We start from the raw sequence: 19,915 nt of genomic DNA, 5'->3' as shown, positions 1-19,915 counted from the left end.
TGGCCCGCTGGGACCTGGCGGACTTCGCTTGCAACTAACCCCGGCGGTGTGCCTATGATCTCGGCGAGGTCAAACTCAACCGACCGTGCGCGCACAACCGGTGACTCGCTTTCAACCACCAGTGTTGAAAGCGGTGAACTCATGTCCGCATAGGGAAGGTGGAGTATGGCCAAACCCGCAAAGGGCTCGAAGCCTCGGAAGCTTAGAGGCAGAGCCCCGAAGAGCCGTGCCTGGCGACCTCGGCCTGGTATGGAGCGCCTGAGCTGGTACTTCAAGCTCATCGCACCTACCTTGACATGGTTGATCATGGATTGGCTCAGAGGCGGGGGAGCGGGTCGACCCGCCAGTTAGGCGAGCCGACCCATCCCACGGACCTCCACCCTTCGCTCTGTCCGGGGCACGGGTGGGGGTCCGTTCTCCGTGTTGGTGCAGGACCATCGAATCTTGACCAACACATCTGCAGTTGAGTTTCGAACGCGGCGAACGTTCAACGCACCTCAACTTCCAAATCTAAGTAATTTAGAAGCGCTGCTACACCTTACAACGTCATCCGTGCAGTATCTACTGCGCTACTGCAGTGCCGACTGCAGTAGTTGAAGCCAAGCCGCCGACGAACACCAGCGCGAGCCGGTCATCTGCAGTGCCGGTTTGCAAACATGTTTGCAAACCCCCAGGGCTTCGCTCGCTTCCGCCGGCACGCCGGGCCTGACGGCTTGCGCAGATGGCCGTGGGCTTGCCCCACAGCAGAGCCCTTAGCCCGCCTTCACCACGGTTTTTGACTTGTCTGCCAAGTGCCGTCTACCTTGGATCGCAACTTGGCAGACAAGTTAACAAGTGGAGGTTGAGCGATGGCTCTGCGAGGCGGCACGAGGTTCGCGGTGCGGTGTGAGGACGTGTTCCCGGCGGGGTGCGTGTTGGTGCCCGAGTCTCTGGGCGAGGTCGAGGACTACGACGAGAAGACCGGCCGGCGTAGCCCGGCGAAAGACAAGCTGACCGGCCAGCGGGTGTGGCAGGTCCGGGTGATGGACCTGGATCCGGAGCTGGGGAAGCGGTCGCGGGAGACGACGGTGAAGATCTCGGCGGACTACCAGCCGGTGCCGCCGACGGGTGGCCTGTTCGAGGCGGTGGAGTTCGACGGCATGACCGTCACGCCGTACGTGGGCAACAACGGTCGGATGGCGTATTCGCTGCGGGCGACCGGGATGCGTGCCCCGGCGGGCGTGGCCGCGAAGGCGGCGCAGTAGCCGCATCTGGTGGGGGCGGGGCTGTCAGGTCTTGGCGGACGGCAGCCCCGCCCTCTGTCTCTTTCCCCTGCTCTGTCGAGAGAGGTAGTGACATGTCCAAGCGTATGCCTGCCGTCCTGCGGCGGCCCGTCGTGGCGGGTGCGCGATGATGCGCCGGCCGCGCGGCGAGGTCGTGATGACCACCGCCGGAGACCTGATGGTGATCCGGCCGCGCCGGTTGGAGCTGCCGTTCTGGCTGATCGCGGTTGGCCTGGTGCTGCGGTGGCTGTGGCGGGGTCTGTGGTGGTGTCTTCGCCATCCGGTCGCCGTCGGCCTGGTCGTGGCCGGGGTGAGCCTCTACCGGGAGTTCGGTCGGGCCGGCGTGATCGTGTCCGTGGTCCTGGCCGCTGCCGTGTCGGCGGTGTGGCGGTGGCGGCACGAGTCGTCCTGGTGGACCTGGTGCGCCGGTCCGATCCTCGGACGGTTCCGTCAGCTCTTCGTCTACCGGCGAGCCTGGCGCGAGGCAATGACCCTCTGCGGCCTGGCCAAGGTGTACGACCATCGCACGGTCCTGCCGGAGCTGCTGCGGGTCCGCTCAGATCAGGCGCTCGACGTACTGACCATCCGCATGGTCCGCGGCCAGACGCCCGAGGAATTCCAGAAGGCAACGGCAAACCTGGCGTACGCCTTCGGCCGGCGGCACGCCCGGGTCTACTCCGAGCGCCCCGATGACCCGCCGACCCGGTCGGGCTACTGGGCGCTGGTCCTGGGCGCGGTGGACCGGCTGCGGTTCCGGGACCGACCGTCGGTGGTCTACCTGGTGGTGGTCCGCACGGACGCGCTGCGGACCCTGGTCGACCCGTTCGACGTCCCATCGGTGCCCGACTTCACCGCTCTGCCCCTGGCTCGGCGGGAAGACCTGCGGCATTGGTGCCTGCACCTGCTCGCCACGCACGTACTGATCGGCGGCGCCACCCGCTCCGGGAAGGGCTCGGTGCTGTGGTCGCTGGTCCGCGTCCTAGCCGGCGGGATCTCCTCCGGGCTGGTCCGACTCTGGGTGATCGACCCCAAGGGCGGCATGGAGTTTGCGATGGGTCGGCCGCTGTTCGCCCGCTTCGCCTGCAAGTCGTTCGAGGCCATGGCCGACCTGCTCGACGAGGCCGTGACTGTGATGCGGGAGCGGCAGACCCGGCTTGCCGGCGCGGTGCGGGTGCACACTCCGACCCTGGCTGACCCGCTGGTCGTGGTCGTCATCGACGAGATGGCGGCACTGACCGCGTACCTCCAGGACGTCGACCTCCGCAAGCGCATCGCTGGCTCACTCGGGCTGCTGCTGTCGCAGGGGGCCGGTGTCGGTGTCCTGGTGGTGGCGGCGTTGCAGGACCCCCGCAAGGAGGTGCTGCCGTTCCGGGACCTGTTCCCGACCCGGATCGCGCTCGGTCTGACCGAGGCCGCTCAGGTCGACCTCGTGTTGGGCGACGGTGCCCGCAACCGGGGCGCTCTCGCCGACCAGATGCCCCGCTGGGCCAAGGGCGTCGGCTACGTGATCCTCGACGGCACCCCCGAGCCGGCCCGGGTCCGCTTCTCCTACATCTCCGACGACCACATTCGCGAGCTGGCCGCCGAATACCCGGCACCGGCCGACGCGGCGGACATCCTCGCCCAGGTCGGCCGGGAAACCGCCACCGAACCGGCCCGGCGGCACTTGCCCCGGCAGCCTCGCGGGCCACTGCTGCCCGACTCGTTGCTGAACATCCTCGACCGCGACACCGACAGGGGTGAGCCGCGGTGACCGCACCGACCGACGGCCGAACCTTCTACCGACTCCGCGCACCCGGCACCGACGGCGCCACCAGCACGGCGGTGTCCGTCCGCGTCGACCCCGCCCGGCCCGATGCGTACCCGGTCTATCTGGCCGTCGGTGGCGGCCGGCGCCGCATGTACCTGACCCCCGACGAGGCGTGGGCACTGTGGCGCTGCCTCTCCGAAGCGGTGGCCTCCCTCGGCGAGCCACCCGACCACATCCGTACCCGCGTCGCCCCGGCCCGGAGGTAACCGATGTCCCTCAAAAGCTTCTTCCTCGGCACCCACCGCCTCAAGCCGCTGCACGTCGAACTCAACGGCTCCCCGGACCGACTCGCCGGTGCCCTGCACGGCCTGGCGCACATGGTCAACCGCCGCCGCGACCTCAACGGCCAGCGAATCTGCATCACCCTGACCATCCGCGACAACGGCAGCGGCCGATGATCCGCGAACGCGCCGAGTCCGGCGTCCGGGTGCTGATCCTGCTCGCCATCGGCACCATGGCCGGCGCCGCCGCCTTCACCCACGTCCACGACCTGACCGTCGCCCACGGCCAGCCCGACTGGATCGGCTGGGCCAACGCCGTAGCGGTCGAGCTGATGGCCATCTACCTCGGCCTGGAGATCCGCGCCCGCCGCCGCGACGGTCGACCCGTCGGCCTGGTCGGCGTCCTCCTGATCGCGTTCGCGCTGCTCTCCCTCGCCGCCCAGGTCGCCGAAGCCGAACCATCCGTCTGGGGCTGGATCGTCGCGGCGGTGCCGTCGCTGGCCTTCCTCGCCCTGGTGAAGGTCGTCCTGTCCAGCGCACCCACCACCCCGCCGGCCCCGGAGCCCAATCAGCCGCAGGGCGATTGGTACGACGAGCCGCAGCCTGTCGAACCCGCGCCGCCGGCTCCGGTGATGCCGCCGGCATCACCCGCGGTGCTGCCTCCGATCGGCGTCGTCCAGCCCAACCGGCCCCAGGTCGTCGGGATCATCCGATGACGGCTCCGACCCTGCCCGGTCTCGAACCCGCCCCGACCCCGGTTGCTCCTCGGCCGGGTTCACGGGCGGCCCGCATGGCGCTACCCCGCTCGATCGACGTGCTCAAGGACATCGCCATCGAGTACGGCGTCTGCGTCCGCCCGCTCGCCATGCGCCGGACCGACCTCGACACCGGCCTGACCGAGGTCATCGACCTGCCCTGCGGCGCGACCCGCGAGGACAAGTGCCCGCCGTGCGCCAAGAAGAACCGCCGGCTGCGGCAAGCCCAGATTCGCGAGGGCTGGCACCGCGACGACGAACCGCTACCCGGCCCGGAACCCGCAACCGAGGCGCAGAAGTCTCTGATCCTGTTCCGCGCACACCTGGAGTTCTCCCGCGACGAGGCGGTCAGGGCGGCCCAGTGGGATCAGGTGGCCGACCTCGACGAGGCGATCCGCGAGGTAGAGGAAGCCATCGCCGCTGAGGGCCTACGCGGGCGCGTCGGGCCACCCCACACCAGCGACGACGAGGACCAGGACGACGAGCCCGGCCAGCGGCGCAAGCGCTCCACCAAGCGGCGCCAGGATGCCCCCGAACTGCCCCGGCGCAAGGTCGAACGGCGCACCGTCGGCAAGACCTACACCGCCCCAGACGGCTCCACCTACCAACCGTCCATGTGGCTCACGCTCACCCTCGACTCGTACGGCCCGGTCCGCCCCGACGGCACCCCCGTCAACCCGGCCAGGTACGACTACCGCCGCGCAGCCTGGGACGCCGTTCATTTTCCCCGGCTTCTCGACCGGTTCTGGCAGAACCTTCGGCGGTGCGAAGGATGGAACGTCCAGTACGCCGGCTGCGTCGAGCCGCAACGCCGTCTCGCCCCGCACGCCCACTTCGCCATCCGGGGCACGATCCCTCGGGACGTGCTCCGCACCGTGGCGGCGGCGACCTATCACCAGGTGTGGTGGCCCTCGGTCGACGTCCAGCGCTACACCCTCGACCGGCTACCGATCTGGGACGAGCAGGCAGCGGCATGGGTCGACATCGACACTCGCGAGCCACTGACCACCTGGACGGAAGCCCTCGACACCATCGATGACAACCCGGACGCAGAGCCTGTGCACGTCGTGCGCTTCGGCGCCCAGGTCGACGCCCGCGGCGTCATGCCCGGCACCGAGGACGCCGAACGGACCATCCGGTACGTCACGAAATACATCACCAAGCACACCGGCGACTGCCACAAGGCGAGCACCGATCGGCAACGCAAGCACCTCGACCGGCTCTGGCAGCAACTCCAGCTGACCCCGTGCACCGACCGGTGCGCCAACTGGCTGCTCTATGGTGTCCAGCCCCGCAAGGCACACGCCAAGCTCAAGCCCGGCCGCTGCAAGGGCAAGGTCCACCAGCGCGACACCCTCGGCATCGGCGGCCGGCGCATCCTCATCTCCCGCGACTGGTCCGGCAAGACCCTCGCCGACCACAAACACGACGCGCGGGCCTGGGTCCGGGCACTGCTCGGCGTCACCACCGACGGTGCCCAGCTCGTCGACGACCAGGGCGCCACCACCGAACGGGTCCGCCACGCCTGGGAACTCGCCCGACCCGACGACCCGGACGTCGGCCCGATGACCCACCGGCTCATGCGGTCGATCAGCGAACGCGCCCGTTGGCGGTCCGAACTGCTCGCCGCAAAAGACCGGGCCGCGCAGGGCTCCTCAGATCTTTCGGCAACTCAGCACAGCGCTCAGCACGACGGGGAGGAAACGCAGTGAACGAAGAGTTGTTGACCGTGCCGGAAGTGCTCGCCGAGCTGCGCGTACCGCGCTCGACCTGGTTCTACTGGCGGCAGACCGGCAAGGGACCACGGGTGATCAAGCTCCCGAACGGGCAGCTTCGGGTCCGCCGGTCGGCGCTCGGTCGCTGGCTCGGCGACCTGGAGCAGGACGCCGCATGAAGAGCTACGAGGTCCAGATCTGGGAGATCGCCAAGCGCGCCGACCGGAAAGCTCGGCCGTGGCGGGTCCGTTGGGCGGTGAGCGGCCAACGCTTCGAGGACATGTTCCGTACCAAAGCCCTGGCGCACTCGTTCCGCGCCGAGCTGGTCCAGGCGGCCAACGCGGGGGAGCCCTTCGACCCGGCCACCGGCCGCCCGGTCTCCGAGGCCAGAACCAAGAACCCCACCACCTGGTACGCGCACAGCCGCGCCTATGTCGAGATGAAGTGGCCCCGGGCGGCAGCCAAGACCCGGCGCTCGATCGTCGAAGCGCTGACCTCCATCACGGTGACCCTGACCCGGCCGGCGAAGCGGGGCCGACCGACCGACGCTCTGCTCCGTGAGGCCCTGTACCTCTACGGCCTCAACCCACGCCGCTGGTCCGACGAGATCCCGCCCGACCACGCGGCGGCGCTCGCCTGGCTGGAAACCGCGTCCCTCCCAGTAGTCGAGCTGGACTCGCCCGCGATGGTCCGCCGCGTCCTCGACAGCCTGTGCGTACGCCTCGACGGCAAGCCCGCGGCTGCCTCCACCGTCCAGCGAAGCGGGCCACCTTCTACAACGTGCTCGGGTACGCCGTCGAGCTGGAGCTGATCGCCTCCAACCCGGTCGACCGGGTCCAGTGGACCGCCCCCGAGGTCGCACAGTCCATCGACCGGCGGGTGGTGGCGAACCCAGCCCAGGTCGCCACGCTGCTGGAGGCGGTCAAATCTCTCGGCAAACGGGCCGACAAGGTCACCGCGTTCTTCGGCTGCCTCTACTACGCGGGTATGCGTCCCTCCGAAGCCGCAGACGTACGGCGGGAAGACTGCGACCTTGCCGGCCGGTGCGCAGACTGCGGGGCCGACTTCGACGACCTGGCGGCGGTCAAGCCTTCCCGGTCCTGTGAGCACGAGAAGATCGAATATCGCTGGGGCCGCCTGGTGCTCGCCGGCACCACGCCGCGCGCCGGGTCGCACTGGACCGATGATGGCGGCTCCCACGAGCGGCGCGGACTCAAGCACCGGGGGAGGGCCGAGACTCGTACGGTCCCGATCCCACCCCGGCTCGTCGAGTTGCTGGCCTCGCACGTCGACAACCACGGGGTCGGCCCGGACGGGCGGTTCTTTCGGGGCCTGCACGGTGGGCCACTGTCGGAGTCGGTTTACGACCGGTGGTGGAAGCTCGCCCGCGAAAAGGCGCTGGCCGAATCGCAGGTCGCCTCGCCGCTCGTTCGCAGGCCCTACGACCTACGGCACGCGGCGGCGTCGCTCTGGCTGAATGCCGGCGTCCCGCCGACCGAGGTAGCTCGGCGCCTGGGCCACGGCGTCGCCGTCCTGCTCCGCGTCTACGCCAACTGCATCGACGGCGGCGACGACACCATGAACGACAAGATCGGCGACGCCCTCGGATGACTTGCGCAATCGGTCATACGGAGCTCGACGGCGTCCGATCATGTGGCGGAGCACGTCCTTCGATCCGATGTCGCCGCCCTTTCGCGGCTCCTGCCTGGTAGACGACCTGCGCTAGAAATGTGAGGGTGGAGTTGTTCCCAAGGCAGAAGTCGTATCCGAACGATCACGGGGTCTCGGTCAGTTCGAGCCCGCAGGCCGACGCTACGTTACCCGCGTTGCGGCTCTGGAGCATCCATCGGTCGATCACCGTGGCAGTGATTGCAGCGCTGTTGTTGGTCAGCGCCATGATCGCCGCAGCCTTTTGGTATGCGGGTTGGCCCACCTTCCAACGAGACGCAACCGTTACTGCAGGTATGTTGTTCGACCTCTTAAAGCTCGTCTTTGTAGTTGTGGCAGGTGTCGGCGGTGTTGGAGCCCTGGTGGTCGCCTACCGGCGGCAGCGAGTCGCAGAGCATGCAATCGCATTGGCCGAGGGTGACCACCAATTGGCACGTGCTGCGGACTTACGAGCCGAAATAGCACGAGCGCTCGCTCAGGCGGCCGACGAGCGGGCGAAGGTTGAAACCGACCGCAATGGCGTTCGACTTTTTAATGAGCGGTTTGCTAAAGCATCTGAGCAGCTTGGTTCTGAGAAGGCGCCGAGCCGTTTAGCAGGGGCTTATGCAATGGCGAGCCTTGCTGATGACTGGATCGACGGACGGCAGGTGTGCATCGATGTTCTCTGTGGCTACCTGCGCATGCCGTATACGCCTCCCCTCTCTATAGGTAATGCCATACCTGGTGAGAGGGGAAGAGGTCCTGCCGAGGTCACGAAGTCCTTCAATTCGGCTCGCGAGGAGCGTGAGGTGCGCCATACCGTGATGCGACTTATAGCTAAGCGCCTTCGTGCTGACGTGAAGGGTGTCCTGTCCTGGCGCGGCCTCGACTTCGATTTTACAGGCGCGGTTTTCGACGGTGGAGACTTTTCCAAAGTTGCATTCGATGGAGGTGTGGTCTCCTTCGCGAAATCGGAATTTTGTAGCGGTGATTTCTCGTTCGCCGAAGCAGCGTTCCTGGGAGGAGATGTCTCCTTTGATGGTGCCAGATTTGGTGGTGCTCGGGTGTCCTTCTCCAAGGCGGATTTCCGCGGAGGGCGGGTTTCTTTCTGCGATGCGAGCTTTGACGGCGGAGAAGTGTCATTCGTCAAATCGAGGTTCACGGGCGGGAAGGTCAACTTCGTTGATGCCCGTTTTTCCGGTAGTGAAGTTTCCTTCGAGGCCGCGAACTTCAACGGCGGCGGCGGCGCCCTAGGTCTGTCTATGAATGGAGCGGAATTCAAGGATGGGTTTGTGTCATTTGACGGGGTGTGGCTTGAGCATGTAGATCTGTTTTTCAACGACATCGTGCTAAGCGGGGGCCGTATATCGTTCAATCGAGCACAATTCGTACGGTGTGATCTTCTACTTCTAGGGGCTATTGTGGATGGCGGGCTCCTTTCCTTTGAGCGGGCGGCACTCCGCAGTGCCGTAGTGGCGTTCCCTGGGGCCAATTTCGCTGGCGGTGAAGTGTCCTTCCAGGAAATTAGCTCTGACGTCTCGGGCGCTGCGGATGAAGTCAGATCGATGGTGACCTTCGATCAAGCTACGTTCGATGGCGGAAAGGTCTCATTCGACGGCGCAGTGCTCGACATGCCGATTGATTTTGATGAGTGGCCAGATGGGCAACCCCCGCTGGGCGTGCACGTGTCGGCTGGCTTGCGCGTCTCCGTTCCCTTTTCCGACCTGTAGGCGTGGGCGGATCGTGGGCAAGTGACCGCTGGCGCCTGCCCGGGCAAGACTTGCCGGCAGCTCAGCGGTGCTGGCCGAGGAGGACCGCGGACGCCCTGTAAATCCGTCGCGAAAGCTACAGAGGTTCGAATCCTCTACCCGCCACCAGGGATGGCGAGGCCCCTGACCTGCGGAAACGCAAGTCAGGGGCCTTCGCTGTCTTTGTTGCAGTTGACCTTGGTTGCCCGGTCCAGGGGGCACGCAGCGGGCACGAGTCTCCGGAGGCCCAACATGGCAAAAGGCAGCGACAAGTCGAGTGGCAAGCAGCACGTCAGTAAGCCGAGCGGCGAGTTCCGGCAGGAGACGGTGTCTACGGCCCAGAAGCCTCCGCGGTCCACGAAACTGAGCCCTGAGGCGCAGGCGTCCGGCAAGTCCGAGTCGAAGAAGACGAAGTAGCAGAGGCAGTCCGGTGGTCCCGTCCAACCTCGTCGGGTTGGTGCTGTTCGTCGCACTGCTTGCACCCGGCTTTGCCTACGTTTTGCTTCGAGAGCGGACGACCCCGAGGGGTGCCTTCTCACCCTTCCGCGAGTCGCTAACGGTGGTTTTCGCCAGCGTCGCCTGCCTGGCCGCCGTTGCCCTGCTTCATACGGGTCTACGGGCGCTAATTCCGGATCACACCCTGAACGTTCGCGAGCTGGTCAGGGATCCGGCGAGCTACGCCCGAGAGCACCACGTCAGCGTTGCCTGGTGGTCCTTCGCTCTACTTGTCGGTGCGGTCGTGATCGGCGTGGCTGCTGCTCACCCTCGCGTCCTCGGCCTAAGCAAGAGGCTCGGGTTCAGCCGGGTGTTGGGCTCGGTGACGGGCTCAAACGGCGGCAGTATCGACACCAGGTCTGCTTGGTACAAGGTCATGCATATGTATGACGAAGAGGGCGCCGGACGCATCTTCGTGGGTGCTCACATGGACGATGGCAGCTACGTACAGGGCAGGCTGTATTCCTTCAGCCCCGTGCCTGAGGAGACTCAGGATCGGGAGATCCTGCTGTCGGCTCCAATCTCCTTGACCTCCAAGGAGGGGGTGACAGGTCGAGTAGATGCCCAATTCTCGGTGCTCTCTGCTCGTCGCATCGTCCGCTTGGACGTGAAGCACTTCGAGCAGGGCGAGGAAGTGGATGAGGCTTGGGTGGGCCCTGAATCGAAGGACGGAGACAACGTCCGCCGGTGGTGGCAGTTCAAGGGATGAGGATCTGAGCTACCAGCTTGGCTAGCGGATCTCCTCGTTGGGCAGTCGCCAGACCGTCCAGCCTCCCCGGACGGGGACAAGGTGGAGCGCCCTACCGGACGAACGACCTTGGCCCCGTCCAGGGAGGCTGGTAGCCCTTGTGGTGCCCGTCGAGGTGATCCGCGGGGGCATCTCTGAGGAGGGTCGGGGTTCGGGGCGGAGCCGCGAGGTCTTCTGATCCTGCGACTCCCAAGCGTGGCCGGCCGGCCCGGCCGATGCCGGCCGGAGGTCGCCAGCAGGCCGGGGCCGGGCCGGCGCGGCCCGCTTGCGGGCCGCCTTGATTCATAAGAGGCCAATTCGGCAGTCTCCACCATCCAGCACGGTGTCCCCGTCACGGTTGATGCTTGACACTCGCGCCCCACCTGATGCTTGACATGATCACCGTTCGGCTTCTTGATCACGTGTTGTTGCGGCAGCACTCGATCTGGGAGCGGGATTGGCACTGGTGGGAATGTCGATCGTGGAACAGCGGTATCAGGCCGTGATGGCGGTCCTGGCCGGTGATCCGGTCGTGGACGTGGCCGAGAAGGTCGGGGTGTCGCGGCAGAGCGTGCATGGGTGGCTGCGCCGTTATGCCGACGAGGGCCTGGTCGGCTTGCAGGACCGGTCTCATCGCCCGGACGGGTGTGCTCATCAGGCGTCGCCGGAGGTGGAGGCATTGGTGTGTGAGCTGCGCCGGCACCACCCGAAATGGGGCTCGCGGCGGATCGCGTTCGAGCTGGGCCGTCATGGCTGTCCCGAGCCGGTGCCGTCGCCGATGACGGTCTATCGGATCTTGATTCGTCACGGGCTGATGACCCCGGCCAAGCGTCGTCGGGGCCGCAAGGACTACATGCGCTGGGAACGTGATCGGCCGATGGAGCTGTGGCAGATGGACATCGTTGGGGGGATCTTCCTGCCCGACGGTTCGGAGGCCAAGGTCGTCACCGGCGTTGACGACCATTCCCGGTATTGCGTGATCGCCTCGGTGGTGCGCCGGGCCACCGGCCGTGCAGTCTGTCTCGCGTTCGCCGAAGCGCTGCGGGAGTTCGGCGTGCCCGAGGAAGTGCTGACCGACAACGGCAAGCAATTCACCGCCCGGTTCGGCAACGGCGGTGAGGTGATGTTCGACCGGATCTGCCGGGAGAACGGCATCTTGCACCGGCTCACGCAGCCCGCGACACCGACCACCACGGGCAAGGTGGAACGGTTTCACCAGAGCCTGCGGCGCGAGCTGCTCGATGACGTACCGGTCTGGCCGGACATCGACACCGCCCAAGCGGCGATCGAGGTGTTCCGGCACGAATAAAACAGTGACCGGCCGCATCAGTCCCTCGGCATGGCGTTTCCCGCCAGCCGCTTCCGGCCGGCCGAACCCGGCGTGGTGCCGGTCAAGTTGCCCGCCTCGGTGACGACACCGGCGCCGAACCACCGGCCTGGCCGGAGCTGGTCATCGCCCCGCAACCGGTGGAGCACTGGTCGCCGTCAGCGGTGCAGTTCGACCGGGTCGTCCCACCGTCTGGCAATCTGCAGGTGGCCGGGAAACAGTTCTGGCTCGGCCCGGCCCGCTCCGGAGTCACGGTGACGTTCTGGGCCGACACGGACGTCATCCACCTGCTAATCGCCGGCGCCCGGATCAAGTCAATGCGTTCGCACCTGTCGGTCACCGACCTCGCTGCTCTGATGCGCCACGGCGGCCGCCCGGCCGGCCCGGCACCGCTGCCGCCGGCCGAGCAGAGTGAAGCGGTCGAGGTGGATCGGACCGGGAATCGGGCCGGCAGCGTGTCGCTGGGTCAACACCTGGTCCTGGCCGCGGAAATCCTCGGCGGGCGCCGGGTCGGGATCCGCATCGAAGCAGCGACGCTGAGCTTCTTCGACCTCGACACCCGTCAGCTGCTACGGACCCGACCAAGCCCGCTGACCCCAGCCGACATCAGCCGACTGCGAGGTGTCCGCCCAGCCGGCCCGCCACCACAACCAGCAACCGGACCGGTGCCCGTTCACGCCGGGCATCGAACTCCGGCGTGGTCATGGTCGTCGGGCAGAAAGTCGCACTCGGCCGAACCCACGCCGGCAAGACCGTCACGATCGAAGTCACCGACACCGACCTGACCATCCACACCGACGCCGGACCCCGCACCGTCAGACGCACCAACGACCAACCCGTCCGTAGCATAAAAGCCCACCGGCCCGGCAAGGTCAGCAACAAAACCTAGACCAACCGTCAAGCAACACCTGGGACGGATCCGTCAAGCATCAGGTGGGACTAGACAATCACCGGTAGCGTCCCTGGCCGACCCTGGCCGACCCTGGCCGACCCTGGCCGACCCTGGCCGACCCTGGCCGACCCTGGCCGACCCTGGCCGACCCTGGCCGACCCTGGCCGACCCTGGCCGACCCTGGCCGGCCCGACACACACCCGCCCGGCCCTCGCCAACCAAAGAGCCGCCGCGGAAGCTCTCGGTCGTCACCTCGTCCGCCTGGCCGCGCAGGGCCGTCCAGGGCGTCAGGCGCTGCCGCCTAGTTGTCCCGCTGACCTGGGTTGCCCTGCTCAACGATTCCTCGACGCATGACACGGCTTCTCCCTCGCTGCAAATGCCAGCAGAGGGTTGGGCCGTATTTGCAGAGGTTTGTCGTCGACGTCGGCGCGATGATCGATGGATTGATAGCATCGCCTTCCCGCTCACCGAAGGAAGCAGGTTCAGTGTCCAAGACAAGAGGGCGTAGCCGCAATTTCCGGGTCGGAACTAGGCTCACCGCAGCACTCTCCATCATTCTTCTTTCGCTTACAATTAGCCCAACGCCAGCGAACGCGGCAGCCACTTCCTACATCAATAGAGACATCTACCTTGGAATCCAAGGCCAAGACCGTGTTTACCTGCCCTCCGGCTCTACATGGGAGACCGGGAGAAGGATTCTCCTTGACGCAGGCACCTACAGGTGGGGCCACAAATTTGTTGGATACAACGACGCCCCGGGAGCGGACGAGGAAGTAGGTCGCACGATCACCCTAGCCCGCGGGTACTACTTGTGGGTTTGTTGGGCTACCCCTCGGGGTGACAACGACGCCGATTTCAACTATTACGCGACCTGCACTCTGGACCCAGAAAACCCGGTATACCATACGGTGCGACTGCCGTCGGAATCCCAATCGACTTGGTTCTTGTGGGGTGACTATCACTGGCAAAGCTACCTCGACCCGCAGTTCTAATTCGTAGCTATCCCGTCTGCCCTGTACCCGCCTACCTGGGCGCGGGCCGCCCGCCCGCCCCGCCACGTCAAGCGGACCTTGGCGGCTCGTACGGACGCTGGTAGGTCGGGCGGCGGTCTGCTCGGCTCGCCCGGGTCGAGGGCAGGCGGGGTGGCTCCTACCGCAGCCGCCTACGGACCGCGACCAGCCGGTGGAGCCCCCGCCCATCCCAAGGGCAGCACCGGCGGCGGGCCTTGAGCCTTCGAAAAGGTGACCTACCGCAAGCGCAATTAGAACGCCTGTACGATCCCGGTGGGAGCAAGAGCTGGTGTCGCGCTGGTGGAACGGCGTTTGGGGCCGACTTACTCGGCGTGACGTGTGGCTTGCCCGTGAGGTCCGCTGGCATGTCGTTGCCAGGGCTGGCGACTCGGAGACGGGCAAGGTGCTCCGCTGGCACTTCGACACCGAGGAAGACGCCCGACAGCTGGTGCAGCGCCTCATGCGCGTTGATGGCGGCCAGTGGCGCGAGATGAATGGTGACGCCCGCTAGCCAGCCCCCGCAATGACCCTGCTCCGACCATGACCGTTCGGGCTTACGTCCTGGCCGGGCAGAGGTCGGCTCAGACGTGGACCCCGCACCACGGCGGCAGGTCTAGGACCAGATGCGCCACCAAATCGCAGGTTGCCTCGCCGCTCGTACGTCGACCCTACGACCTACGGCACGCGGCGGCCTCGCTCTGGCTGAACGCAGGCGTCCCGCCGACCGAGGTCGCCCGGCGCCTGAGCCACGGCGTCGCCGTCCTGCTCCGCTATGCCACCTGTATCGACGGGGGAGACGACACCATGAACGACAAGATCCGCCACGCCCTACGGTGAGTTGTCGCGTTCATTGGCGCAGCGGTCGGGCGGGTCTAGCTGTCTTTTTTCGGACAGTGGCTCGATCCGAACGACCGATTATCGCTACAGGGCACCGTTGGCAAGGTCCCCATATGCGCTCGCGAGAGACAGCTGCCTACCGGAGGTACTGCGCTGATGCCCCCGATCGGATGGAGCAGCTGCGCGCCCGTATCGCTAACGCTCGGGAGCAGGATCAGCCGCTGGTGGTCGCTGCCCTCAAGGAGATCCGCAAGAAACTGAGGGACTTCGACGACCCGGATGTCATGACTACGGTCTGCAACCTCATTGCAGATGATCTCACTGATAGCTTCGCAAAAATGGGTTTCGATCGTGAAAGACTGAACCGTTTTTGGATCGGTACTTCGGTGACGGTTCCGAGCGAGGCCGAAACCTGGTGGTTCGATGACGGGTCCGCTCTAATCCAGATTCAAGACGATTTCTGGGGCACGCTCACTGCTTTTGCTGAATATATCGCCTACCCGATGTCGCGCTTTCGGGGCAAGGGCTTGCTGGCGTCGTTTAGAAAAGCGTCGCACCTGCGAAGCGGCGATGATATCGAAATCGCGATGTTCGCCGCCACGCTTCGGTACTACATGTTGCACCGGCGTACGTGGGATTCAGTGACCAGGGTCCCCTTACGCCTAAACGCGGAGGGCAAGGACTACCGTGAGTACCTAGCCTATATTGCTCTTAGGTTCGCCGTTGCTCACGAGATGGCCCACTTCGTTCTCGATCATCCACGGTTGGACCTGACCAGGGATGACCACAGCCTCTACTCCGACAACGTCGACATCGAACTGGCTGCCGACGATCTCGCTTTCCAAGCCCTCGCCTGGGGTGAGCCAGTCCGGTCACGGCAGATGATCCACCTCGGCGCAGTCATCACCATCTGGGCTCTAGGCTGCGAGGAGCGTGCGTTCTACGTCCGGCTCGCGCGCTCGCACCCACCTGCATTGACTCGCGAGGAGCAGATCGGGCGGCATGTCCCACCCGCCATGCGGCAGGCCGCTGTCGGGATGGCTCTTAGCTTCCGCGTCGCCGTGGAGATGGCCGCTGACTTCGATCACCGGTTGGACGATGACTGGTGGCGAATCTCCTTCACTCATCCGGACACGATTACTGAGTCCCAGGGCTTTGAATACCTGAAAATGATTACGAATCTGGACGCATTTCACAGTTCGTCGCCTCGCGGCCTTGAGCGCTTCGCAAAACAGCATTTCGACAGCGACGAGCGAGCCCAGGAACTGTTCGGTCGTCTAGCGCGTGGTGATGTGCCCGGCGTTCTGGTTGCTGCCGGTGTCGAAACGAACATCGCTGACGAGATAGTTGATCCGCGACGGCCGCTGAAGTTTTACCGACTTCAGAGTTCGATAACGAGCGCATTGCGGCTCCGGCCGGAAACAAGTAGTACGGTACGCCAAATGCTAGGCCTAATGTTTGCGCACCAAATTCAACCTCAGCTAAGGACGCCTGATGTCGTCAGTTGACGAAGCTCTCGCTGGGTACCTAACCCGCAGCGATGACGAACTCTACGCTGAGATCGGTGCCCAGCTCCTTAAGGAGGGCCGAGGCCTTGGTCCTTCCGATGACGATCGGCAGCGGAAGTTCGGCAAGGACTGGTTTACGAACCAGCTGGGCCGGTTGCGCCGAGTGGTGTGTGCGCACCAGGCCGTCAGCGTCTTCGTGGGAGCACCGACGGGTGACCGTACTGCGGAGGCCCTAGCCATCTTCGAGGCGCTCGCCAACGAGAATGACCTGCCCGTCAGCCGGTACATCCTGGCGGTTTTGCTCGCCCGCCTCGGACTCCAGCAGTTCTGCGCGGTCGACGAAGACGACGAGGACTGAGGGAGAGCCTTCCTAGCCCTCGGTGCCCCCGGAGAAGCCAATTCACGGATGCTGACGGGCATGGGCGGATAGCGGGTCGGCGAGTGGGGATGCACTGGCGTGGTTAAACAGCACGTCAGATTTATCAGCAGGCTTGGATCGCGAACGCTCTGTAAACCCGTCGCGAAAGCTACAGAGGTTCGAATCCTCTACCCGCCACCAGGTGCAGATGCGGCCCCTGACCAGCAGAGATGCTGATCGGGGCCGTTGTCGTTCGTCCGGCCGAGTCCGGCTGCGTACAGTCGTTGACGACTGGTTGTGGGCAGATGGTGGGCAGGTCGATCTTGCCGCCGTGAACTCGTCGTGCGGCCAAAGCGGCTCAGGCAGGCGCGAGCCAGCGGGAGACCGCGTCGGTCAGGACCACCCCGTACGGAAGCGCTCGTAGGTCTTCCGCGGTTACCGCCAGCCCGCGAGCCTGTGCCAGCTCGGCCAGCCATGACCAAGGATGTTCCTCTACGCACTCCTCGCCGTCGGGAAGCACGGCATTCAGAACGTGCTGGGTGATGCTGTCCCGAGTCTCGCGGAGCGGAACAGCGCCATTGCCCGGGGCGCCGGTTGATCTGGCAGTGACAGTGAACCCACGTTCGGCGTGGAGAAGCACGCGCCGGCCGTCGTGCAGCATCGCGACCTCACTGACAATGAAGCTCCGCGTGCTCGCATCCTCGGGATACGTCCCTGCGAGATCGCAGACGGCAGCCAGGCCGACAACGCGGCCGGGCTCGACCGGGGGGAGATCGTGGGGAGCACGATAGGCGCCCGGATACGGGCGCCAACCGGCTTCCCCGCTGCCCACTGTCCCGCTCCCGAAGTCCCCGCGATCGCTCCTGCTGATGGCAGCTAGACAACCGTGCCGGCTGACCAGCGGTTACGGCGTCGCCGGGGCAGCGGCGGTTGGTGATTACGCCCCTCCAGCCGACGAGCGTGCTGCATGAGCGGTCGGTCGCACAGGGCTGTTGCGGGAGCCGCGCACCGGCACCTCACCACGCTCAGCTAACGACGGAACAGCGCGAACGATCCCGCCGCCGTCACCAGTAACAGCAGTGACACCGCGAGCAGGACGACTCCCGCCGAATAGGGCATGGGGATGAGGAACGGCGCCTGTTGGATCAGCAGGCCCGCGCCGATCATGGCCTGGGCGCTGCCCGTCCGCACGGGCTCTGACCGCTCTCGCGGTCCCAGGCGTGCGAGCCGAACCCAGGCTGCGGGAAACCGTCGTGACACGGCCACACGAACCCCGAGTACGACCGAGCCAAGCCCGAGGACCACGGCCACCACGCGCAGAGCGATCGTGACCGGGTCGTCCATGCTCATGCGCCCATCATCGGCGGGGCGTCAAGGTCGCCGTCGGAGCGCAGATCGCACGGCAGCCTGCGTCGGCTCCGTGGCCAGCGCACTCTTCCCGGGGGCCGGAACCGAGCGTGTATTCGCATTTCGATCCGCCGGCCCCGGGGCCGCTGCGAGACTGGGCCCGTGCCAGCTCCGCCGGCGTTTCGGCGCCGGTCGTCCCGACCCGGAGGTGGAGAACATGTCTGACGACAGCGAAATCCGTCCCTTCCGGCTCGACACGCCGGAAGAAGTGATCGACGACATGCGTCGCCGGATCGCGTCCACGCGTTGGCCCAACCGGGAGCTGGTCAAGGACCGCTCCCAGGGCGTGCAGCTGGCGACGATCCAGGAGCTGGCCCGCTACTGGACGACCGACTACGACTGGCGCGCGTGCGAGGCGAAGCTGAACGCCCTGCCGCAGTACACGACCGTCATCGACGGCGTCGAGATCCACTTCATCCACGTACGGTCGCAGCACGAGAACGCCCTGCCGTTGATCATGACGCACGGCTGGCCAGGCTCGGTCGTCGAGCTGCTCGGGGTCGTCGGCCCGCTCACCGACCCGACCGCGCACGGCGGCAGCGCCGAGGACGCGTTCCACCTGGTGCTGCCGTCCCTGCCCGGCTACGGATTCTCGGGCGAGCCGGTCGAGCTCGGCTGGGACTCCAACCGCATGGCCGGCGCGTGGGCGCAGCTGATGAGCCGTCTGGGCTACACGCGCTACGTCGCGCAGGGGGGTGACGTGGGCGCCAGCGTCACGGACGCGCTGGGGCGCCAGGGACCCGGAGGGCTGCTCGGCATCCACGTCAACCTGCTCGCCGGGGCGATCGGTATCAAGGACAAGCTGCCGGCGAAGTCCGACCAGGAACGCGCGGCGCTCGACGCGCTCAACACGTTCACGATGGACGGCTTCGGCTACTTCCTGGAGCAGACGACCCGGCCGCAGACGATCGGCTACTCCCTGCTGGATTCACCTGTCGGGCTGGCGGCCTGGATGCTCGACCACGACACGGACAGCTACTACAAGATTTCCCGCGCGTTCGTCGACGGCAAGCCGGTCGGCAACCTCACGCGGGAGAGCATCGTCGACAACATCACGCTGTACTGGTTGACGGGCACCGGCGCCTCGTCCGCCCGGTGGTACTGGGAGTTCGGGCGGTTCGTCGCCGCGGCCACCGCCGCCGGCCAGGCGCCTCCACCGGTTTCGGTTCCGGTCGGCTTCACGACGTTCCCCGACGAGATCTGGGCCGCCCCGCGCAGCTGGGCCGAGACGGTCTACCCCGGCCTCGCGTACTTCAACGAGGCCGATCGCGGCGGCCACTTCGCCGCCTGGGAGGAACCGGAGCTCTTCGCCACCGAGGTGCGGGCGGTGTTCCGGCCGCTCCGGTGATCGTGAGCCGTCCCGACCTCGGGTGATCCTGGTCACTGCCGCCGTACGCGTAGGGGAGCAGTTCGGGGGTCGGACTCGGCGGCGGCACGTCCTCCCCGGACAAGGTTGATCCAGCCGGCTCCGCCGCTTCCGCAGGGCGGCGTGGGGCGGATGGTGGCACGGACCGGCCGGCCCGGGATCGGCTCAGCGCGTGGGGAAGGCCGCGACTGTGGACGGCCGTCCCGGAAGCTGTACGGGTTGAAGCCATCCAGCTGCCGTCATCGATGCGTCGACTCTGTTGAGCTGTGCTGAGGTCTCTCCGGGTGCGGCTGCCGGGTCGACGCTCGTACCCGGAACGGTGCCCGCCGAGGGGCTGGCGCGATTGAGATGAACCGGTATGGTGGTCGATGGCCGGGCGGGGAGTGGAGGCGTTGGCGCCAGCTCGAAACGTTACGCACAGTGGCCGCCGCACCAATTAGGTGACTGCTTCACGGCTGGACCGAATTGCCTTGAAGGTCGTAATCAACGCTGTACGAAGCGGTGCGGGGCCCGCAAGCTCGTCATCTGGCCCAGTGTGATGACGGGGTGGGCCGAACGGCGGGAAGTCACGGACGGTGGGGCCAGTCGGGGCCTCCGCCACTTCTCTCGCTGCCCGCACTGTGGCACGATCGTGGAATCTTCACCATCCCCACGACACTTTCCGACAGGAGCAATCATGTCTGGTCGTAGGTTGGGCCGGCTGTTTGGCTCACTCTTCATCCTCGCTGCCGTCGCCAGCGTCGTCGTTGCCAACCACGGTGGCGTCCCGGCGGAACTGCACATGGCGGACATCATCTGGGTCTGACAACTCCGCCTGACGGGCTGTCGAT

The 19,915-nt window shown here is 66.3% G+C and carries 20 protein-coding genes, 1 tRNA gene and 1 pseudogene; 20 read left to right on the top strand and 2 right to left on the bottom strand.

Features of this window, described 5'->3' with window-relative positions; genetic code table 11:
- Positions 1-848 precede the first annotated feature (848 nt).
- From EAD89_RS21480 to EAD89_RS30530, 18 genes and pseudogenes are all read left to right on the top strand, one after another.
- The gene (locus EAD89_RS21480; protein ID WP_121676975.1) at positions 849-1,244 is read left to right on the top strand and encodes a transcriptional regulator; all 396 of its coding nucleotides are present in this window, start codon (positions 849-851) and stop codon (positions 1,242-1,244) included.
- 175 nt (positions 1,245-1,419) lie between these two features.
- The gene (locus tag EAD89_RS21475; protein ID WP_121676991.1) at positions 1,420-3,015 is read left to right on the top strand and encodes an FtsK/SpoIIIE domain-containing protein; all 1,596 of its coding nucleotides are present in this window, start codon (positions 1,420-1,422) and stop codon (positions 3,013-3,015) included.
- The gene (locus EAD89_RS21470) at positions 3,012-3,278 is read left to right on the top strand and encodes a hypothetical protein (RefSeq protein ID WP_121676974.1); all 267 of its coding nucleotides are present in this window, start codon (positions 3,012-3,014) and stop codon (positions 3,276-3,278) included. The genes EAD89_RS21475 and EAD89_RS21470 overlap by 4 nt, the downstream gene beginning before the upstream one ends.
- A gap of 3 nt (positions 3,279-3,281) precedes the next feature.
- Positions 3,282-3,470, top strand: coding sequence for a hypothetical protein (locus tag EAD89_RS21465; protein WP_121676973.1), 189 nt, complete (start codon positions 3,282-3,284; stop codon positions 3,468-3,470).
- Positions 3,467-4,009, top strand: a complete 543-nt coding sequence (locus tag EAD89_RS21460) for a DUF2637 domain-containing protein (RefSeq protein ID WP_121676972.1) — start codon at positions 3,467-3,469, stop codon at positions 4,007-4,009. The genes EAD89_RS21465 and EAD89_RS21460 overlap by 4 nt, the downstream gene beginning before the upstream one ends.
- Positions 4,006-5,760, top strand: coding sequence for a replication initiator (locus tag EAD89_RS21455; protein WP_121676971.1), 1,755 nt, complete (start codon positions 4,006-4,008; stop codon positions 5,758-5,760). The genes EAD89_RS21460 and EAD89_RS21455 overlap by 4 nt, the downstream gene beginning before the upstream one ends.
- Positions 5,757-5,942 carry an AlpA family transcriptional regulator gene (locus EAD89_RS21450; RefSeq protein ID WP_030329852.1) on the top strand — a complete coding sequence of 62 codons (186 nt, stop codon included), beginning with the start codon at positions 5,757-5,759 and terminating at the stop codon, positions 5,940-5,942. The genes EAD89_RS21455 and EAD89_RS21450 overlap by 4 nt, the downstream gene beginning before the upstream one ends.
- Positions 5,939-6,574, top strand: coding sequence for a hypothetical protein (locus EAD89_RS31120; protein ID WP_233578896.1), 636 nt, complete (start codon positions 5,939-5,941; stop codon positions 6,572-6,574). The genes EAD89_RS21450 and EAD89_RS31120 overlap by 4 nt, the downstream gene beginning before the upstream one ends.
- Positions 6,544-7,374 (top strand): tyrosine-type recombinase/integrase, encoded by an 831-nt coding sequence (locus tag EAD89_RS31115; RefSeq protein ID WP_233578894.1) that lies wholly within the window; start codon positions 6,544-6,546, stop codon positions 7,372-7,374. Before EAD89_RS31120 ends, EAD89_RS31115 begins: the two co-directional genes overlap by 31 nt.
- A gap of 125 nt (positions 7,375-7,499) precedes the next feature.
- Entirely contained in the window at positions 7,500-9,140 is a 1,641-nt protein-coding gene (locus EAD89_RS30280; RefSeq protein ID WP_147458849.1) for a pentapeptide repeat-containing protein, read from the top strand.
- Between the two features lie 270 nt (positions 9,141-9,410).
- Positions 9,411-9,575, top strand: coding sequence for a hypothetical protein (locus tag EAD89_RS30535; RefSeq protein ID WP_158610762.1), 165 nt, complete (start codon positions 9,411-9,413; stop codon positions 9,573-9,575).
- Between the two features lie 13 nt (positions 9,576-9,588).
- A complete protein-coding gene (locus EAD89_RS21440; RefSeq protein ID WP_121676970.1) occupies positions 9,589-10,362 on the top strand; it encodes a DUF6338 family protein in 774 nt (257 codons plus the stop codon).
- Positions 10,363-10,852: 490 nt separating this feature from the next.
- On the top strand, positions 10,853-11,689 hold the full coding sequence (locus EAD89_RS30805) for an IS481 family transposase (RefSeq protein WP_199733583.1): 837 nt from the start codon (positions 10,853-10,855) through the stop codon (positions 11,687-11,689).
- A 182-nt stretch (positions 11,690-11,871) separates the two neighbouring features.
- Positions 11,872-12,492, top strand: coding sequence for a hypothetical protein (locus EAD89_RS30800; RefSeq protein ID WP_199733582.1), 621 nt, complete (start codon positions 11,872-11,874; stop codon positions 12,490-12,492).
- A 1,747-nt stretch (positions 12,493-14,239) separates the two neighbouring features.
- Positions 14,240-14,446: pseudogene (locus EAD89_RS31110) on the top strand (site-specific integrase); the annotation flags it as partial.
- A gap of 170 nt (positions 14,447-14,616) precedes the next feature.
- Positions 14,617-15,954 carry a hypothetical protein gene (locus tag EAD89_RS21425; protein WP_121676969.1) on the top strand — a complete coding sequence of 446 codons (1,338 nt, stop codon included), beginning with the start codon at positions 14,617-14,619 and terminating at the stop codon, positions 15,952-15,954.
- Positions 15,941-16,312, top strand: coding sequence for a hypothetical protein (locus EAD89_RS21420; protein WP_121676968.1), 372 nt, complete (start codon positions 15,941-15,943; stop codon positions 16,310-16,312). Before EAD89_RS21425 ends, EAD89_RS21420 begins: the two co-directional genes overlap by 14 nt.
- 96 nt (positions 16,313-16,408) lie before the next feature.
- Positions 16,409-16,513: transfer RNA gene (locus EAD89_RS30530), tRNA-OTHER, on the top strand.
- Positions 16,514-16,670: 157 nt separating this feature from the next.
- Here EAD89_RS30530 and EAD89_RS21415 read toward each other — a convergent pair.
- On the bottom strand, positions 16,671-17,144 hold the full coding sequence (locus EAD89_RS21415; protein ID WP_199733581.1) for a hypothetical protein: 474 nt from the start codon (positions 17,142-17,144) through the stop codon (positions 16,671-16,673).
- A gap of 197 nt (positions 17,145-17,341) precedes the next feature.
- On the bottom strand, positions 17,342-17,662 hold the full coding sequence (locus EAD89_RS21410) for a hypothetical protein (RefSeq protein ID WP_121676967.1): 321 nt from the start codon (positions 17,660-17,662) through the stop codon (positions 17,342-17,344).
- 214 nt (positions 17,663-17,876) lie between these two features.
- Between EAD89_RS21410 and EAD89_RS21405 the strand changes: the two genes are divergently transcribed.
- Both EAD89_RS21405 and EAD89_RS31245 read left to right on the top strand, forming a co-directional pair.
- On the top strand, positions 17,877-19,067 hold the full coding sequence (locus tag EAD89_RS21405) for an epoxide hydrolase family protein (RefSeq protein ID WP_121676966.1): 1,191 nt from the start codon (positions 17,877-17,879) through the stop codon (positions 19,065-19,067).
- Positions 19,068-19,761: 694 nt separating this feature from the next.
- Positions 19,762-19,890, top strand: a complete 129-nt coding sequence (locus tag EAD89_RS31245; protein ID WP_255421233.1) for a hypothetical protein — start codon at positions 19,762-19,764, stop codon at positions 19,888-19,890.
- The last annotated feature ends 25 nt before the right edge of the window (positions 19,891-19,915 follow it).

The sequence above is a fragment of the Micromonospora sp. BL4 genome, assembly GCF_003667505.1.
Taxonomy (GTDB): Bacteria; Actinomycetota; Actinomycetes; order Mycobacteriales; family Micromonosporaceae; genus Micromonospora.
This window is presented reverse-complemented; position numbering and strand designations above follow the sequence as displayed.

Coding starts and splice junctions, on each gene's coding strand:
- EAD89_RS21480 (WP_121676975.1), top strand. CDS start 849: ATGGCTCTGCGAGGCGGCACGAGGTTCGCGGTGCGGTGTGAGGACGTG.
- EAD89_RS21475 (WP_121676991.1), top strand. CDS start 1,420: ATGACCACCGCCGGAGACCTGATGGTGATCCGGCCGCGCCGGTTGGAG.
- EAD89_RS21465 (WP_121676973.1), top strand. CDS start 3,282: ATGTCCCTCAAAAGCTTCTTCCTCGGCACCCACCGCCTCAAGCCGCTG.
- EAD89_RS21460 (WP_121676972.1), top strand. CDS start 3,467: ATGATCCGCGAACGCGCCGAGTCCGGCGTCCGGGTGCTGATCCTGCTC.
- EAD89_RS21455 (WP_121676971.1), top strand. CDS start 4,006: ATGACGGCTCCGACCCTGCCCGGTCTCGAACCCGCCCCGACCCCGGTT.
- EAD89_RS31120 (WP_233578896.1), top strand. CDS start 5,939: ATGAAGAGCTACGAGGTCCAGATCTGGGAGATCGCCAAGCGCGCCGAC.
- EAD89_RS30535 (WP_158610762.1), top strand. CDS start 9,411: ATGGCAAAAGGCAGCGACAAGTCGAGTGGCAAGCAGCACGTCAGTAAG.
- EAD89_RS30805 (WP_199733583.1), top strand. CDS start 10,853: ATGTCGATCGTGGAACAGCGGTATCAGGCCGTGATGGCGGTCCTGGCC.
- EAD89_RS21425 (WP_121676969.1), top strand. CDS start 14,617: ATGGAGCAGCTGCGCGCCCGTATCGCTAACGCTCGGGAGCAGGATCAG.
- EAD89_RS21420 (WP_121676968.1), top strand. CDS start 15,941: ATGTCGTCAGTTGACGAAGCTCTCGCTGGGTACCTAACCCGCAGCGAT.
- EAD89_RS21410 (WP_121676967.1), bottom strand. CDS start 17,662: ATGAGCATGGACGACCCGGTCACGATCGCTCTGCGCGTGGTGGCCGTG.
- EAD89_RS21405 (WP_121676966.1), top strand. CDS start 17,877: ATGTCTGACGACAGCGAAATCCGTCCCTTCCGGCTCGACACGCCGGAA.
- EAD89_RS31245 (WP_255421233.1), top strand. CDS start 19,762: ATGTCTGGTCGTAGGTTGGGCCGGCTGTTTGGCTCACTCTTCATCCTC.